Annotated in this window: 14 protein-coding genes and 1 tRNA gene; 11 read left to right on the forward strand and 4 right to left on the reverse strand. The window is 62.4% G+C overall.

Going from position 1 to position 15,565, the window contains the following annotated elements; translation table 11 throughout:
- Positions 1-55: 55 nt before the first annotated feature.
- The 6 genes from HMPREF3172_RS06825 (at position 56) to pyk (ending at position 5,868) form a co-directional block, all read left to right on the forward strand.
- Complete coding sequence (locus tag HMPREF3172_RS06825; protein WP_070516397.1) at positions 56-346, forward strand: HGxxPAAW family protein; 291 nt, start codon at positions 56-58, stop codon at positions 344-346.
- Entirely contained in the window at positions 343-1,125 is a 783-nt protein-coding gene (gene trpC / locus HMPREF3172_RS06830) for an indole-3-glycerol phosphate synthase TrpC (protein ID WP_070516399.1), read from the forward strand. Before HMPREF3172_RS06825 ends, trpC begins: the two co-directional genes overlap by 4 nt.
- A 94-nt stretch (positions 1,126-1,219) precedes the next feature.
- The gene (gene trpB, locus HMPREF3172_RS06835) at positions 1,220-2,437 is read left to right on the forward strand and encodes a tryptophan synthase subunit beta (protein ID WP_062021193.1); all 1,218 of its coding nucleotides are present in this window, start codon (positions 1,220-1,222) and stop codon (positions 2,435-2,437) included.
- Entirely contained in the window at positions 2,434-3,213 is a 780-nt protein-coding gene (trpA, locus tag HMPREF3172_RS06840; RefSeq protein WP_070516401.1) for a tryptophan synthase subunit alpha, read from the forward strand. Before trpB ends, trpA begins: the two co-directional genes overlap by 4 nt.
- Entirely contained in the window at positions 3,210-4,310 is a 1,101-nt protein-coding gene (gene lgt / locus HMPREF3172_RS06845) for a prolipoprotein diacylglyceryl transferase (protein WP_070516403.1), read from the forward strand. Before trpA ends, lgt begins: the two co-directional genes overlap by 4 nt.
- A gap of 52 nt (positions 4,311-4,362) precedes the next feature.
- Positions 4,363-5,868, forward strand: a complete 1,506-nt coding sequence (gene pyk / locus HMPREF3172_RS06850) for a pyruvate kinase (RefSeq protein ID WP_070516405.1) — start codon at positions 4,363-4,365, stop codon at positions 5,866-5,868.
- A gap of 135 nt (positions 5,869-6,003) precedes the next feature.
- On the opposite strand, the gene HMPREF3172_RS06855 is transcribed toward pyk, so the two are convergent.
- Positions 6,004-6,085, reverse strand: a tRNA-Leu gene (locus HMPREF3172_RS06855).
- 29 nt (positions 6,086-6,114) lie between these two features.
- On the opposite strand from HMPREF3172_RS06855, the gene HMPREF3172_RS06860 reads away from it, so the two are divergent.
- Positions 6,115-6,810 (forward strand): ANTAR domain-containing response regulator, encoded by a 696-nt coding sequence (locus tag HMPREF3172_RS06860; protein ID WP_256173273.1) that lies wholly within the window; start codon positions 6,115-6,117, stop codon positions 6,808-6,810.
- Positions 6,811-6,911: 101 nt separating this feature from the next.
- On the opposite strand, the gene HMPREF3172_RS06865 is transcribed toward HMPREF3172_RS06860, so the two are convergent.
- Entirely contained in the window at positions 6,912-7,358 is a 447-nt protein-coding gene (locus HMPREF3172_RS06865) for a PaaI family thioesterase (protein WP_062021228.1), read from the reverse strand.
- 75 nt (positions 7,359-7,433) lie between these two features.
- Here HMPREF3172_RS06865 and polA point away from each other — a divergent pair, with 75 nt between their 5' ends.
- Positions 7,434-10,061: a DNA polymerase I gene (polA, locus tag HMPREF3172_RS06870; protein WP_070516407.1), complete on the forward strand. Its 2,628-nt coding sequence runs from the start codon at positions 7,434-7,436 to the stop codon at positions 10,059-10,061.
- Positions 10,062-10,117: 56 nt separating this feature from the next.
- On the opposite strand, the gene HMPREF3172_RS06875 is transcribed toward polA, so the two are convergent.
- The gene (locus HMPREF3172_RS06875; RefSeq protein ID WP_070516409.1) at positions 10,118-10,954 is read right to left on the reverse strand and encodes a class I SAM-dependent methyltransferase; all 837 of its coding nucleotides are present in this window, start codon (positions 10,952-10,954) and stop codon (positions 10,118-10,120) included.
- Positions 10,955-11,143: 189 nt separating this feature from the next.
- On the opposite strand from HMPREF3172_RS06875, the gene rpsA reads away from it, so the two are divergent.
- From rpsA to coaE, 3 genes are all read left to right on the forward strand, one after another.
- Positions 11,144-12,622 carry a 30S ribosomal protein S1 gene (gene rpsA / locus HMPREF3172_RS06880; RefSeq protein WP_070423495.1) on the forward strand — a complete coding sequence of 493 codons (1,479 nt, stop codon included), beginning with the start codon at positions 11,144-11,146 and terminating at the stop codon, positions 12,620-12,622.
- A gap of 61 nt (positions 12,623-12,683) precedes the next feature.
- Entirely contained in the window at positions 12,684-14,411 is a 1,728-nt protein-coding gene (locus HMPREF3172_RS06885; protein WP_141741603.1) for a hypothetical protein, read from the forward strand.
- Positions 14,405-15,007 (forward strand): dephospho-CoA kinase, encoded by a 603-nt coding sequence (coaE, locus tag HMPREF3172_RS06890; RefSeq protein ID WP_070516411.1) that lies wholly within the window; start codon positions 14,405-14,407, stop codon positions 15,005-15,007. The genes HMPREF3172_RS06885 and coaE overlap by 7 nt, the downstream gene beginning before the upstream one ends.
- Before the next feature lie 127 nt (positions 15,008-15,134).
- Here coaE and HMPREF3172_RS06895 read toward each other — a convergent pair whose 3' ends face one another.
- Positions 15,135-15,563, reverse strand: a complete 429-nt coding sequence (locus HMPREF3172_RS06895) for an OsmC family peroxiredoxin (RefSeq protein WP_019175080.1) — start codon at positions 15,561-15,563, stop codon at positions 15,135-15,137.
- Positions 15,564-15,565 lie beyond the last annotated feature (2 nt).

Here is a 15,565-nt window from a genome sequence, read left to right on the forward strand (position 1 = left end):
TGCCAGCAACTCAGTCTTTCGTGAGAGAATCCTGACAGCAGAATGAAGGAGCACAATGTCTAAGACCAAGTACCGCAACGGAGCCCCCGACCTCGACAAGTCGAGCATCGACTACGAGGCAATCCAGGACCCCGGCCACATGCACTCTGTCGGTGCGTGGATCGGCGTCATCCTCGTGTTCGTCGGCGTTGCTGTTGCCAGCATCGGCACCCTGATCGTCAACAACAGCGGCTGGACGCTGTTCTTCGTCGGCTGCGGAATCGTCGTGCTCGGCGCCATCGTCGGCCCCATCTTGGTCAAGGCAGGCCTGGGCCCGAAGATTCACCGCAACACCCTGCAGCGTTGACAGTTCTCGGCGAGATCATTGACGGGGTCCGCGAAGACCTCGAACAGCGCCGCGCTCGTGTCGACCTCGAGCAGATGAAAGAGCGCGCAGCGGCAGCAGCCCCTGCGCGCTCCTTCACACCCGAACAGTTCGGGCTGATCTGCGAAGTCAAGCGTTCGTCACCTTCCAAGGGAGCGCTGGCCGACATCGCAGACCCGGCTGAACTCGCCGCCGCCTACGAGGCCGGAGGTGCGGCAGCAATTTCGGTGCTCACGGAGGAGCGACGCTTCGGCGGCAGCCTGGAAGACTTCGCGGCCGTCCGAGCCCGCGTGGACGTCCCGCTGCTGCGCAAGGACTTCATGGTCGACGAATACCAGGTGTACGAGGCCCGCGCCTACGGGGCGGACATCATCCTGCTGATCGTCGCGGCACTTGACGACGAGCAGATGCGCAGCCTCTACGAGCTTGCCCACGAACTCGGCATGGCAGTCCTCGTCGAAGCTCACACCAGCGAAGAGATCGCGCGTGCGGCGAAGCTCGGGGCGAAGATCCTCGGTGTGAACACCCGCAACCTCAAAGACCTGTCGGTCGACCCCGCGCGCTTTGCACCCCTGGCCGCTGAAGCGACGGGGCACACCCACCTGGTCGCCGAAAGCGGTGTCGCAACAAGCGCCGAAGTCGAACTCTACGCGGCGGCCGGCGCAGACCTCGTGCTCGTCGGCGAAGCACTCGTGAAGCACGGCGACCCGCAGACCGCGGTTGCCGAGTTCACCCGCGCAGGCCGCGCACAGCGGCCCTAGCGACCCAATCGCAGCGCACACCCACAGCAAGCCGCCCGCGCACAGGCGCCTCGTGCTCTAACATCCCGAGCCGCCCACACAGAACGGAAGTGACATGCCCGAAATCCCAGCAGCAGAAGCCGGCCCGTACTTCGGCGAGTTCGGCGGCCGGTTCTTCCCGGAAGCTCTCGTGCCCGCCCTCGACCAGATCGAGGAAGCGTGGCGCAAAGCCATGGTCGACCCCGAATTCGCCGAAGAGCTCACGCGACTGCAGCTTGAATATACGGGCCGTCCCAGCCTGCTGACGGAAGCGCCGCGCTTTGCTGAACACTGCGGAGGAGCACGCGTCTTCCTCAAGCGCGAAGACCTCAACCACACCGGCTCGCACAAGATCAACAACGTGCTCGGGCAGGCTCTTCTCACGGTGCGCATGGGCAAGACCCGTGTCATTGCCGAAACCGGTGCCGGCCAGCACGGCGTTGCAGCAGCGACCGCCGCAGCTCTTTTCGGCCTTGAGTGCACCGTGTACATGGGTGAAGAAGACACTCAGCGGCAGTCGCTCAACGTGGCCCGCATGCGCCTGCTGGGAGCCGAAGTCGTTCCTGTGCGCACAGGAACCCGCACCCTGAAAGACGCCATGAACGAAGCCATGCGCGACTGGGTGGCGAACGTTGAGACAACGCACTACATGATCGGCACGGTCGCCGGACCCCACCCGTTCCCCGCTATGGTGCGCAGCTTCCAGCGCGTCATGTCGGACGAAGCGCGTGAACAGATCCAGCAGAAGGCCGGCCGTCTGCCCGACGCTGTGTGCGCCTGCGTGGGCGGCGGTTCGAACGCCATGGGAATCTTCGCGGCGTTCATCGGCGATGAGAACGTCCGCCTGTACGGTTTCGAAGCCGGCGGCGACGGCGTGGACACCGGCCGTCACGCTGCACGATTCTCCGGCGGACGCCCCGGTGTTCTCCACGGTTCGGCCACCTACATCCTGCAGGACGAAGACGGCCAGACCCTGCCGTCACACTCGGTGTCCGCAGGCCTGGACTACCCGTCGGTCGGCCCCGAACACTCCTACCTCAATGACTCCGGACGGGCTGAGTACCGTCCGATCGTCGACGACGAGGCCATGGAGGCCTTCCGCCTGCTGGCCCGCACCGAGGGAATCATCCCGGCTATCGAAAGCTCGCACGCTCTTGCCGGTGCCATGAAGGTCGGCAGGGAGCTCGGAGAAGACGCTGTTATCCTCGTGAGCCTGTCCGGACGCGGCGACAAGGACATGACGACCGCCGCCCGGTGGTTTGACTACATCGACGAAGGAGCGGTCCAGGTATGAGCACGGCTGAAGTCCTCACACAGACCAAGAACGACGGGCGTGCCGCCCTCGTAGGCTACCTGCCCGTCGGCTTCCCCGATGTTCCCGGCTCCCTCGACGCGATGGCAGAACTGGCCCGCGGCGGCGCTGACATCATCGAAGTCGGCATCCCGTACACCGACCCCGGCATGGACGGTCCCGTCATCCAGCGGGCGGCCGATGCTGCTCTGCAGGCCGGCGTGCGCGTTGCCGATTCGCTGCGCGCTGTTGAAGCCGCCGCGAACGCGGGAGCTGTTCCCGTTGTCATGAGCTACTGGAACCTCATCCTCCAGTACGGCGTCGAAGCCTACGCCCGCGACCTCGCGTCCGCCGGCGGCCACGGCATCATCACGCCGGACCTGCTGCCGGACGACTGCGCGGCGTGGGATGCAGCCTCGGACGCTCACGACCTCGACAGGATCTTCCTGGCCGCCCCATCATCAACGCCCGAGCGCCTCGCTCTCATCAGCTCGCGTTCTCGCGGCTTCGTCTACGCCGCCTCGACAATGGGCGTCACCGGCACCCGCGACCAGGTGGACTCGCACGCGGAAGACCTCGTAGGCCGCGTGCGCGAAGCCGGTGCTGAGCACGTGTGCGTGGGGCTCGGAGTCTCGAACCGCGAACAGGCGGGCGAAGTCGCCGCCTACGCCGACGGTGTCATTGTCGGCTCCGCTCTGGTGCGGGCTCTTGACGAGGGCGGTCCCGCCGCGGTCGGCCGACTCGCGGAAGAGCTGCGCGAAGGAACGGTTCGCTCGTGACGTACCAGGCGGCGATTCCCTCACCGACCTGGCAGGGCTTTTCGCTCGGCCCGCTGACCATCCACGCCTACGCGCTGTGCATCATCACAGGCATCTTTGTGGCCCTGTGGCTGACGAATCGCAGGTGGACAGCACGAGGCGGAGATTCCGATGATCTGTGGACGATCGCCATGTGGACGATCCCCGCTGGCATCATCGGCGGTCGGCTCTACCACGTGTTCTCGACACCCGCCCCGTACTTTGGGGAGGGAGGAAACCCGGTTGCGGCTTTCTACATCTGGAACGGCGGACTCGGCATTTGGGGTGCTGTCGCCCTGGGTGTTCTGGTGGCGTACTTCGTGGCGCGCAAGCTCGACATTCGCTTCGGCGCTTTTCTCGACGCTGCCGCTCCCGGTCTGCTGGTGGCGCAGGGGATCGGCCGCTGGGGCAACTGGTTCAATCAGGAGCTGTTCGGCGCGCCGACCACAGTTCCGTGGGGTCTGCACATCGACCAGGTGATCAACGGTCGCCTCAACCCCAACTGGCCCGACCCCTCGATTCCCGAAGGCACGCTGTTCCATCCGACGTTCCTGTATGAATCAATCTGGAACATCCTGGGGGCACTGCTGCTCATCTGGCTGGGCAAACGGTTCCGGCTGGACCACGGCCAGGTGTTCTTCTCCTACATCTGCTATTACACGCTGGGACGGGTGTGGATCGAAGCGCTGCGCATCGACACGGCGGAGCACATTCTTGGTCTGCGGCTCAACGTGTGGACGTCGATCCTGGTGTTCATCCTCGGTGCTGTCCTGCTCGCGGTATCGCGTATCCGGTACCCCAAGTTCAACCCGGACATCACACTGAGCGGATCACGGGGTGACGAACGCACTCAGGCAAGCGGCACCTCGGCAGAAACCTCCGCTCTGCCTCAGCAGTCGGACAGGGGAGAGGAGATCGGCTTCGGCCCTGTCACACAGGCACTGCCCGTGATCGCTGATCCCGAAACTTCGGAACTGCCGGTATCAGGACGGTCCTTCGGATATTTCGGTGCGGTGACATCGACGATCTCGATCGTTCCGCAGGTGAGCAAACACGAAGACGGCAAGCACGACGGCTGATTGATCCGCGGCGGGTCTCTCACCGGGGACAATATTCGACTAGGGTGGAACTATGCGGCTAGCCAAGATCGTTGCAACCCTCGGACCTGCTCAGAAATCCTACGAAGACATCCGTGCCATCATCGATGCCGGAGTTGATGTTCTTCGCTTCAACTTCTCTCACGGCACCCACGCCGATCACAAGCGCCTGTACGGATGGGCGCGCGAAGCGGCCAACGACACCGGCCGTCCCGTTGCGGTCCTCATGGACCTGCAGGGGCCCAAGATTCGGCTGGGCACGTTCGCTGACGGCAAGAAGCACTACTTCGAGCGCGGTCAGCAGTTCACGATCACAACCGACGAGGTCGAAGGAACGGTCGAGCGCATCTCAACCACCTACTCGGGTCTGCCCGGTGATGTCAGCGTCGGCGACCCGCTGCTGGTCGATGACGGGCGCGTGCGCCTGCGGGCAGTGGAAGTCACCGAGACCGACATTCTGGTTGAGGTCGAAGTTCCCGGCTTCCTGTCTGACCACAAGGGCATCAACCTTCCCGGTGTCGCAGTTTCAGTGCCGGCGATGACTGAGAAGGACATCGCCGATCTCCGCTTCGGTCTGCGCATGGGTGTTGACTGGGTCGCGCTGTCCTTTGTGCGCGATGCCGCTGATGCTGAGCTCATTCGCTCGATCATGGACGACGAGGGCATTCACATTCCCGTCATCGCGAAACTGGAGAAGCCGCAGGCTGTCGAAAAGCTCGACGAAATCGTCGATGCCTTTGACGGGCTCATGGTTGCCCGCGGCGATCTGGGTGTCGAAGTTCCGCTGGAACAGGTTCCCCTCGTGCAGAAGCGCGCCATCGCCAAGTGCCGCCGCGAAGCCAAGCCTGTCATTGTGGCCACCCAGATGCTCGAATCGATGATCGAAGAGCCACGGCCCACCCGCGCTGAAGCCTCCGACTGCGCCAACGCAGTGTTCGACGGCGCGGATGCGCTCATGCTCTCCGGTGAAACCTCGGTTGGTCAGCACTGGATCGATGCGGTGCGCACCATGGCCCGCATCATCGAATCTTCCGAACAGCAGGGCCTGCACCTTGTTCCCGAACTGGGCAGTGAGCCGAAAACCCGCGGCGGTGCAATCACCGCGGCTGCCGTGCAGGTCGCCCACGACCTCGACATCGACCACATGTGCGTGTTCACGCAGACGGGAGACTCGGTGCGCCGCATGTCGCGGCTGCGTGCGCCTCGTCGACTTCTTGCATTCACGCCTGACGTCAAGGTGCGTCACCAGCTGGCACTCACCTGGGGTGTTGAAACGATCCTCGTGAACGAAGTCAGCCACACCGACCAGATGGCCCGGCAGACCGATGAAATCCTGCTGGGCGAGGGAATGGCCGATGAAGGTGAATACTGCGTCATCGTGGCCGGATCGCCCCCGGGACTGCCCGGGTCGACCAACGCCCTGCGCGTGCACAAACTCGGTGACGCCATCAAGGGCCTGGCGCCGGCATACCGAGATGACAACCAGATCTTCAGCCACCCGGAAGCAGGCTACGGAAAGATCACCGAACCGAACTTCTGACCGGTGACCGGCGCCTCGTGAGGTAACCGGCAGAACCTGCCGGCCGTCTCGTGTTCTTCATCAACGGTGCCGCGCAGGCTGCCCCAAACAGAAAATCTCGGGACATCGTTTCTACGATGTCCCGAGATTGTTTCGTACCGGATGCGGGACTCGAACCCGCACATCTTGCGATAGAGCATTTTGAGTGCTCCGCGTCTACCAATTCCGCCAATCCGGCATCAGGGCAATCGTAGTGCACGCGCTCAGATGCACAAAACAGGTGTCACCGGCGTGGTCTTTCACGCCCAGACCCGGCCTGCCATACCGTTTGCGAGCTGGGGCGACTACGATGGAGGCGTGTCTAACCCAGATCAAGAACTTCAGCCCGTACGCCGAGTCATCGTCGCCGAAGACGAATCCGTTATCCGACTCGACATTGTGGAAATGCTCCGGGAAGTCGGCTACGACGTCGTAGGCGAAGCGGGCGACGGCGAATCAGCCGTCCGCCTTGCCGAAGAGCTCCGTCCCGACCTCGTTGTCATGGACATCAAAATGCCGAAGCTCGACGGCATTTCCGCAGCCGAGAAGATCGCTCGGGCCAGTATTGCCCCCGTCGTGCTGCTCACTGCGTTCTCGCAGAAGGAACTCGTTGAGCGTGCCCGCGACGCCGGAGCCATGGCCTATGTTGTCAAGCCGTTCACGGCCGCGGACCTGGTTCCCGCCTTGGAAATCGCACAGTCGCGCTACCAGGAGATCCAGGCACTGGAATCTGAGATTGCGGATATGACCGACCGCTTCGAAACCCGGAAGCTGGTCGAACGCGCCAAGGGTCTGCTCATCTCCAACATGGGGTTGACCGAACCCGAAGCGTTCCGCTGGATTCAGAAGACGTCAATGGACCGTCGTCTGACAATGCGCGAAGTCGCCGAAACTGTTCTCAACCAGCTCGATTCGAAAGACTGAGCTTTCGCTGAAGGCGGTCCTGACCCGTTAGCGGGCGGGGCCGCCTTTGCTGTGCGCGGGTGGCTGGTGGTTCGGTTCGCAGGTCGGTACAGACAGCGTCATCATCGCTGCGGCTGGAGCACCAGGTTGGTGATCCGCACAATCGACAGGAGCTTGCCGTTGTCGTCCGTCATGCGAACCTCGTGGTTGATGATGGTGCGTCCAGCGTGGATGACTTCAGCGCGTCCCCAAACCCGTCCGCTGCGAGCGGCTTTCAGGTGGGTGGCGTTGAGGTCAACGCCGACGACGTTCGTCCCGGCGCGCATGAAAGAGTGCAGCGAAGCCAGGGATTCTGCAAGCGCCACGTGTGCGCCGCCGTGGAAAAGGCCCGCGGGCTGCTTATTGCCCTCAACCGGCACGCTGCCCGTCAGGAATTCGTAGCCCAGGGTGTCCACCGACATGTTCATAGCGGCCATGAGGGTGTCGTCGTCAAACTTCTGGTAGTCGGCGAGGATTGCCGCGTATTCTTCTTCGCTCAATCCCTTCGCCAGTGGTGTGATCTGCTTCATGTTCCTCCTTGTGGGGTCACTGTAGTCGATTGAATCCGCCCCGCCTTGCCGCAGCTTTGCCGGTAGTGTTGAGGTGTGAGCACGAAGCGACTTCTTCTGATTGACGGCCATTCCCTTGCCTACCGGGCGTACTACGCTCTGCCGCCGGAGAACTTCTCGACGGCTGACGGGCAGACCACGAACGCTGTTTTCGGTTTCGCCCGGATGCTGTTGACGGCGGTCAACACGCTTGAGCCCACGCATGTGGCCGTGGCTTTCGATTTGGGCCGGCAGACCTTCCGGCTCGAGGAGTACCCGGAGTACAAGGCCGGACGCGCCAAGACGCCGGAGGACTTCCACGGCCAGGTCGACCTCATCAAGGACATGCTTGCCGCCTTCGGCGTTCCGGTCATCACCCGGGAGGGGTACGAGGCGGATGATCTGTTGGCCTCGCTTGCTCGCCGGGGTGCGGGGGAGGGCTATGACACCCTCATCGCCTCGGGTGACAAAGACTCCTTCCAGCTGGCCGACGACAACATCACGATCATGTATCCCAAGAGGGGCTTCACCGACCTGCAGCACATGACGCCGCAGGCGGTGGAAGACAAATACGGCGTCAGCCCTGCCAACTACCGAGGCCTTGCTGCTCTCGTGGGCGAAAAGGCCGACAACCTGCCCGGGGTTCCGGGAGTCGGCGAAAAGACCGCCGCAAAATGGCTGACGAAGTACGGTGATCTGCCGGCTATCATCGACAACGCGGAGGACATCGGAGGCAAAGTCGGGCAGAGCCTGCGCGACCACCTTGCCGATGTCGAGCGGAATTACCGTCTTAACCGTCTTATCGACGATCTCGACATTCCGCTGGAACTGGGCGATGCAGCGCTGGGACGCGGCAGCGCCGAGGCGATCGGCGAACTGTTCGATGTTCTCGAGTTCCGCCAGCTCTCAGCTGAGATCGGCCCATTCCTCGGTGGTGCTGAGATTCAGGCGCCGGCGGGAAGCGAAGTGCCCGCACCGCAGAAGACTGACGATGTGGCGGCTGTTGTCGCTGCCGCCGAGGGTGAAGTTTTGGGTGTCGACGTCGACCTCGAAACACCGGACGTGCTCGGCTTTGCCGCCGGTGACAGCGCGTGGCTTATCGACATGACCGCACTTGGCCCGGAAGCCGAAAAACAGGTCGCCAGCCTGCTTGCAGAGCATCCGCAGATCACCATGCACGACGCTAAGCCGCAGATCAAAGCGCTTGCCGACAACGGCCTGCGGGTGCGCGTGTGGACCGACACGGAGCTTGCCGCCTATCTGCTGATGCCGGATGCACGCGGCTACGAACTCGAAGAACTCGCCCAGAGCCGTGCCGGAATCGCAGCCGCGCAGCCTGACGAAAACGCCGGCACCCTGCTTGAGAACACGGATGACGAGGCTGCGGGCAGGAGAGCCTACCTCGCCTCGCGACTGGCGCCTCTGCTGCGAGAACAGCTGGACGAATACAGCCAGCTGGCGGTCCTTGACGACATTGAAATGCCAACACAGGCAGTGCTGGCCCAGATGGAGCGAGTCGGCATCAACATCGATTCCGCGCAGCTGCAGAACCTCATTGACGAGTTCGGGCGCGAAGCCGACCAGAGCGCTGAAGACGCGTACTCCGCGATTGGCCACACCGTCAACCTCGGTTCGCCGAAACAGCTGCAGACCGTGCTGTTCGACGAACTCGACATGCCGAAGACCAAGAAGACGAAAACGGGCTACACCACGAATGCGGATGCTCTCAATGATCTGTTCCGCAAGACGCAGCACCCCTTCTTGGAGCACCTGCTGGCTCACCGCGAGCGCACCAAGCTCAAACAGACGGTGGTCGGTCTGAAGAAGGAAATCGCCGATGACGGACGGATTCACACCACCTACCTGCAGACGATGACGGCTACAGGCAGGCTCAGCTCAAAAGACCCGAACCTGCAGAACATTCCGGTCCGCACGGACTCGGGACGGCGCATCCGCGGTGTGTTCACGGCTGACGCCGATGCCGGCTTCACGGATCTGATGAGCGCTGACTATTCGCAGATCGAAATGCGGATCATGGCGCACCTTTCCGCGGACGAAGCACTCATTGAGGCGTTCCGCGACGGGGAGGACCTTCACTCATTCGTCGCCGGTCAGGTCTTCCAGATTCCAGTGGAGGACGTCAGCCGCCAGCAGCGCGAAAAGGTCAAAGCCATGTCCTACGGCCTGGTCTACGGTCTGTCTGCCTACGGTCTGTCGAATCAGCTGGGCATCAGCCCGAACGAAGCCTCAGAACTCATGGCCGAGTATTTCTCGCGTTTCGGTGCGGTGAAGGAATACCTGGACGGTTCAGTCGAAGAAGCGCGGAAGATGGGCTACACGCAGACGATGTACGGTCGTCGCCGCTATCTGCCGGCCCTGCAGTCGGATAGCCGTCCGCAGCGTGAAATGGCCGAACGCGCAGCTCTCAACAGCCCTATTCAGGGCACCGCGGCAGACATCATGAAGATCGCCATGTGCAGGATTGCCGACGCATTGGCCGAGGCGGAACTCAAGTCCCGCATTCTTCTGCAGGTGCACGATGAAGTGATCGTCGAGTGTGCTGCGGGTGAGTTCGACAGCGTTGAGAAGATTGTGGTCGACACGATGAGCAGCGCGGCTGAGCTCAGTGTTCCCCTGGACGTCAATGTGGGGCGCGGTCCGGACTGGCAGTCAGCGGCTCACTGACAGACCGTACAGATGAGTGTGGCCCCGCCCAGAGGCGGGGCCACACTCATCTGTGGTTATTCAGCCAGTCGCGTTGAGAAGATCGCGGTGCCCGGCATCAGCTTGCCGCGCAGGGGAGACCAGCCGCCCCACGAAGTGTCGTTGTCTTCGGGCCATTCGGGTTCCGTGAGCTTTTCCAGGACGAAGCCGGCACCGTGGATGAGTGAAATCCAGTCGCCCAGCGTTCGGTGGTGCTCGGCGTAGACCGGGTTGCCCTGTTCGTCGAGTTCGACGTAGGGAGTGCGGTCGAAGTAGGAGTATTCGACGCACAGGCCGTCTTCACCCGGAACATCCGGGAAGATCCACCGCAGCGGGTGGGTTACTGAGAACACCCAGCGGCCCCCGGGGCGAAGAACCCGGGCAGTTTCGGCCAGAACCTTTTCAGCGTCCTTCACGAAGGGCAGAGCGCCGTAAGACGAAAAGGCGATGTCAAAGGAACCCGAAGGGAAGGGCAGCTGGCGGGCATCGGCCAGCAGGAAGGTCGGCGGAGTGGCGGATTCGCTCAGCGGGTTCTCCCTGGACAGACGCGCGGCCTGTTCCAGCATGCCGGACGAAACATCGCACCCGGTGACAATACCGCCCTGTTCGGCAACCCAGCGCGAACACTGGCCCGCGCCACAGCCGATTTCGAGCACCTGCCGGCGCGCAACATCGCCGAGCAGGTTGACGTCGTCTTCGTTAACCCCCTCTGGACACCAGATGAATTCTTTAGCGCCGAGGAATGAGCCGTGTTCGGCCAGATAGTCTTCCGCCGAATTGTCCCAATAGGTGCGATTTGCCCTGACAGAGGCCTCTTCGTCAATCGGAAAGTATCCGCCGGAGATGATGCTGGGGTAGCCGTCAGACGTGCTCATACACTTCCATTCCTATTGAACAGCGGGTTGTCTATTCTAAACCGCCTCAATGGATGTTACGATTATTCACTGTGTAATGCTTGCGCTGATAACGCGCCCGCGTACACAGAATATCTGTCCATATCAACACGAGCTCCGGACCGAGCAGCCCGCCCGGACCGGATAATCCAAATCGGAGTCCCTAACTTTATGACCAATAGCACGCCGGACGCGGCGAACACCAAGCAGATCGCTGTCGACGACATCGGATCTGCGGAAGATTTCCTCGCGGCAGTCGACGAAACCATCAAGTACTTCAACGACGGAGACATCGTTGAGGGCACAGTCGTCAAGGTCGACCGCGACGAAGTCCTGGTCGACATCGGATACAAGACGGAAGGTGTCATCCTTTCGCGCGAACTGTCAATCAAGCACGACGTCGACCCCTCTGAGGTTGTCGAAGTCGGGGATCCGATCGAAGCCCTCGTGCTGACGAAGGAAGACAAAGACGGTCGCCTGATGCTTTCGAAGAAGCGCGCACAGTACGAGCGCGCTTGGGGCGACATCGAAAAGATCAAGGAAGACGACGGCGTCGTCACCGGTTCGGTCATCGAGGTTGTCAAGGGCGGCCTCATCGTCGACATCGGACTGCGCGGCTTCCTGCCCGCTTCGCTTGTTGAAATGCGCCGCGTGCGCGACCTCACGCCGTACATCGGCCAGGAAGTCGAAGCCAAGATCATCGAGCTCGACAAGAACCGCAACAACGTTGTTCTGTCGCGCCGCGCATGGCTGGAAGAAACCCAGTCGGCCGTCCGCCACGACTTCCTGCAGACCCTGCAGAAGGGCCAGGTGCGCCCCGGTGTCGTGTCGTCGATCGTCAACTTCGGTGCCTTCGTGGACCTGGGCGGAGTCGACGGACTCGTCCACGTGTCCGAACTGTCCTGGAAGCACATCGACCACCCGTCCGAGGTCGTCGCAGTCGGCGACGAAGTCACGGTCGAGGTTCTCGACGTCGACATGGACCGCGAACGCGTCTCCCTGTCGCTCAAGGCAACCCAGGAAGACCCGTGGCAGCACTTCGCTCGCACCCACGTCATCGGCCAGATCGTGCCCGGTAAGGTCACCAAGCTCGTTCCGTTCGGTGCGTTCGTTCGCGTCGAAGACGGCATCGAGGGCCTCGTGCACATCTCCGAACTCGCTGTCCGCCACATCGACCTGCCCGAACAGGTCGTGTCGGTCGACGAAACCATCTACGTCAAGGTCATCGACATCGACCTGGACCGCCGCCGCATCTCGCTGTCGCTCAAGCAGGCCAACGAAGGTGTAGACCCGGACGCCGAGGAATTCCTCGACCCGGCCCTCTACGGCATGCTCCAGGAGTACGACGAAGACGGCAACTACAAGTACCCCGAAGGCTTCGACCCCGAAACCCAGGAATGGATGGAAGGCTACGAAGCACAGCGCGAAGAATGGGAGCAGCAGTACGCAGCCGCCCAGGAACGCTGGGAAGAGCACAAGAAGCAGGTTGCTCGCGCAATCGCCGCCGACGCAGAAGCCGCCGCTCAGGCTGGCGACGACGCAGCCGGTGCGGGCGCTTCGTTCAGCACGGAAGAATCCGCTGAAGACGAAGGCACCCTGGCTTCCGACGAAGCTCTCGCCGCTCTGCGCGAAAAGCTCGCTGGCAGCTGACCTTCTCTGAAGTGAGGCCGTGGCCGCTCCCTCCGGAGTGGCCACGGCCTCTTCTTTTGGCATGAAGAAGATTGTTCCCTGGCTGATCTACGCAGCGGCGCTCCTATGCCTGTCCGCTTGTGTCTACGCTGAGCTCTTGGCTGATTTCGATGGCAGGGTCTTTGCCGACAACGACGATTCCTCGCTTTTCATCTGGTGGATTGCACATACGGCCGATGTCGTCGCGGGATGGTTCGGCAGGACCACCGGCGGCGGTTCATTGCTGTACACCACTGCGATGAACGCTCCCGTGGGAGTCAACGGAGCGTGGAACACGTCCCTGGTCGGCATTGGCCTCCCGCTTGTTCCGGTGACGTGGATATTCGGGCCCGTCGTCAGCTACAACGTTGCGATCGTGTGCGCCCCGGTAGTGTCTGCTCTGACGGCAGCGCTGCTCATTCGCCGTTTCACCCGTCTAGTGCCGGCGTTCTTCGGCGGTGCTCTCTACGGTTTCTCGACCTACACGATCGCGCAGTCATCGGGTCACCTCAACCTGGCATGGGCGGTGTTCCCACCTTTAGTCGTGCTCATGATGGTTCTTGTCGCACACGACCGCCGGTGGACTGTCACGTTCGGCATTGTTCTGGGCTGGCAGTTCTATATTTCGACAGAGCTGCTGGCAGGCACCTTCCTCGCGGTTCTCGTATTCTCTGCGGGTGCGTGTCTGACAGCGTGGCCACACGTTCGGCCGTTCTTAGTCGCGGTTGTTCTGCGCGGTTCTATCGCAGTAGGGACCGCCCTTGTCATCGCCTCACCGCTGTTGTTCACCATGTGGTTTGCGCCGAACGGTCCGCGCGATTCTATTCGCCCGCACGGAGTTTGGAACACAGACGTGCTGGACGTCATGACGCCGGGCCCGTACACGCGGATAGGCACCGGGCGTGAACTGCCCCGCGTCGAACCGATTGACCCGTCTGAACTGGGCGGCTACCTCAGCATCCTGTGGCTCGTTGTGTGCCTCGCTGCCGTAGTACTCGTGTGGAAGCGCAGTCCAGCTGCCCGCACCGCAGCGTGTACTGGCTTCGGCATGTGGGCGCTGTCCCTGGGCTCGCCCATCTTCTTAGGCGGTGAGCAGCTGCTGCCCTACGGGCCGTTCCGCCTGGTAGAGCTGATCCCGGTGCTCAGCAATATCCTCCCGATGCGGCTCATGGTCCACGTGGTCCTGGCCTGCTCTGTCCTGTCTGCGCTTTTGCTGAACAGCGCCAGACGAGTTTCGTCACGCGCGCTTATCGGCACTGCTCTGAGCGGAGTCCTCGTTCTGACCTCTGCGGCTCCTGTCCCCGCCCGCGATCTGCACATCCCGGAGTTCTACACCGATCAGGTACGGGATGCGATTCCCGCAGGTGCACTCGTCAAACCACTCCCCAGACCCCGGGCCTGGGCCTACCCTCGGGCGGACGAGGCGATGCTCTGGCAGGCGGTGTCCGGCATGCACTACCGGGAAACCGGGGGCTATTTCATCGGCGGACGCGACGACGCACCCGTCACCTACGCGGCTGCCGCCGATTCGCTCGATATTCTCCTAGAAGAACACCGTGACTCTCCGGTGCCGCGCGCCGAAGACCTGAGGGGCGGAGTTCGGGAACTGTGCCGCGGGGGAGTGGACTACATCCTCATCGCAGATGACGGCTTCTACCTGCCGCAGCCGGCCCCGGACATCGCCCGCGCTGTCGGAGCCGCTGCTGGTGTATCACCCCAGCACACCGGAGGGGTGTGGATGATCAAACTGAGCAAGGAGCAAGGATGCTGAAAATCGGTCTGACCGGCGGTATCGGAGCCGGCAAATCAACTGCTGCGGCACTTTTCACCGCGCGCGGCATTCCCGTCATCGATTCGGATGTCGTCGCTCGCGAAATCGTCGAGCCCGGTCAGCCGGCTTTGGAAGCTCTGAGGGAGCGCTTCGGCGAATCGGTTCTCAAGGACGGTGAACTTGACCGCGCGGAACTGGCACGCCTTGCCTTTGCCGACGCCGAATCCACCCGGGCTCTCAACGACATCATGCACCCGGCTATTGCACAGCGGACACGGGAGCTGTTTGCCGAACATGCCGACGCGCCGATTGTCGTCCACGATGTTCCGCTGCTGGCCGAAAACGGCCTGGAGGACGACTACGACCTGGTTGTTGTTGTCGATGTCCCTGCGGAAGTGCGCCTGCAGCGCCTGGTTGAACTTCGCGGTATGGACGAAGCTGACGCCCGTCAGCGGATCCTCCGCCAGGCCTCTGATGACCAGCGTCAGGCCATTGCGGATGTCGTACTCGACAATTCAGGCACTCCCGAAGAATTCGAGGAGCGCTTCGCAGACGCCTTCCAGAGCGTGATCGAACCGGCAGCGCGCAAAGCCTGAGTGCACCCTCCGGAAACTGACAGATCTGCGGAAGCTCCGCCTCGTGAGTCAGCTGTCCAGCAGATCCACCCGGACAAAAGGAAACAGCACCGTCAATGACGGCGCTGTTCTCATGTCTGCGGGCAGATCAGGCCATTGTGGCGCTGAGCGTGATCTTCACACCTGAGAGAGCCTTTGCAGCTGGGCAGGTCTTCTTGGCCCGCTCGGCAAGGGTCTGGAAGGTCTTCTGTTCGATGCCTTCCGCACGACCCACGGTCACGAGGTGGATTTCCTGGATTCCCTTGACCGGGTCGAAGGTGATGTCAGCACCCGTCGTGATCTGTTCGGGAGTGGCTCCCTCTTCTGCGACGATGTTGGCCAGCGCCATCGAGAAACACGATGCCAGGCCGGCACCGATCAGCTCTTCGGGGTTGGTGACCTTGTCGACCTGGGACTCCGCTCGGTTCGTCCAGTTGACGGTGAACGGGCCTAAACCTGAGCTTTCCAGCGAAGCGGAACCTTCGCCGTCAGCCAGGTGGCCCTTCCAGGTGGCCTGTGCTTTTGTTACGCGGCTCATTT

It is taken from the genome of Brevibacterium sp. HMSC08F02 (genome assembly GCF_001807555.1).
In the GTDB taxonomy this organism is placed as follows: domain Bacteria; phylum Actinomycetota; class Actinomycetes; order Actinomycetales; family Brevibacteriaceae; genus Brevibacterium; species Brevibacterium ravenspurgense.

Excerpts from the sequence above, each read along its gene's own strand:
- HMPREF3172_RS06825 (WP_070516397.1), top strand. The coding sequence starts at position 56 with ATGTCTAAGACCAAGTACCGCAACGGAGCCCCCGACCTCGACAAGTCG.
- trpB (WP_062021193.1), top strand. The coding sequence starts at position 1,220 with ATGCCCGAAATCCCAGCAGCAGAAGCCGGCCCGTACTTCGGCGAGTTC.
- trpA (WP_070516401.1), top strand. The coding sequence starts at position 2,434 with ATGAGCACGGCTGAAGTCCTCACACAGACCAAGAACGACGGGCGTGCC.
- pyk (WP_070516405.1), top strand. The coding sequence starts at position 4,363 with ATGCGGCTAGCCAAGATCGTTGCAACCCTCGGACCTGCTCAGAAATCC.
- HMPREF3172_RS06860 (WP_256173273.1), top strand. The coding sequence starts at position 6,115 with ATGCACAAAACAGGTGTCACCGGCGTGGTCTTTCACGCCCAGACCCGG.
- HMPREF3172_RS06865 (WP_062021228.1), bottom strand. The coding sequence starts at position 7,358 with ATGAAGCAGATCACACCACTGGCGAAGGGATTGAGCGAAGAAGAATAC.
- HMPREF3172_RS06875 (WP_070516409.1), bottom strand. The coding sequence starts at position 10,954 with ATGAGCACGTCTGACGGCTACCCCAGCATCATCTCCGGCGGATACTTT.
- rpsA (WP_070423495.1), top strand. The coding sequence starts at position 11,144 with ATGACCAATAGCACGCCGGACGCGGCGAACACCAAGCAGATCGCTGTC.
- HMPREF3172_RS06885 (WP_141741603.1), top strand. The coding sequence starts at position 12,684 with ATGAAGAAGATTGTTCCCTGGCTGATCTACGCAGCGGCGCTCCTATGC.
- coaE (WP_070516411.1), top strand. The coding sequence starts at position 14,405 with ATGCTGAAAATCGGTCTGACCGGCGGTATCGGAGCCGGCAAATCAACT.
- HMPREF3172_RS06895 (WP_019175080.1), bottom strand. The coding sequence starts at position 15,563 with ATGAGCCGCGTAACAAAAGCACAGGCCACCTGGAAGGGCCACCTGGCT.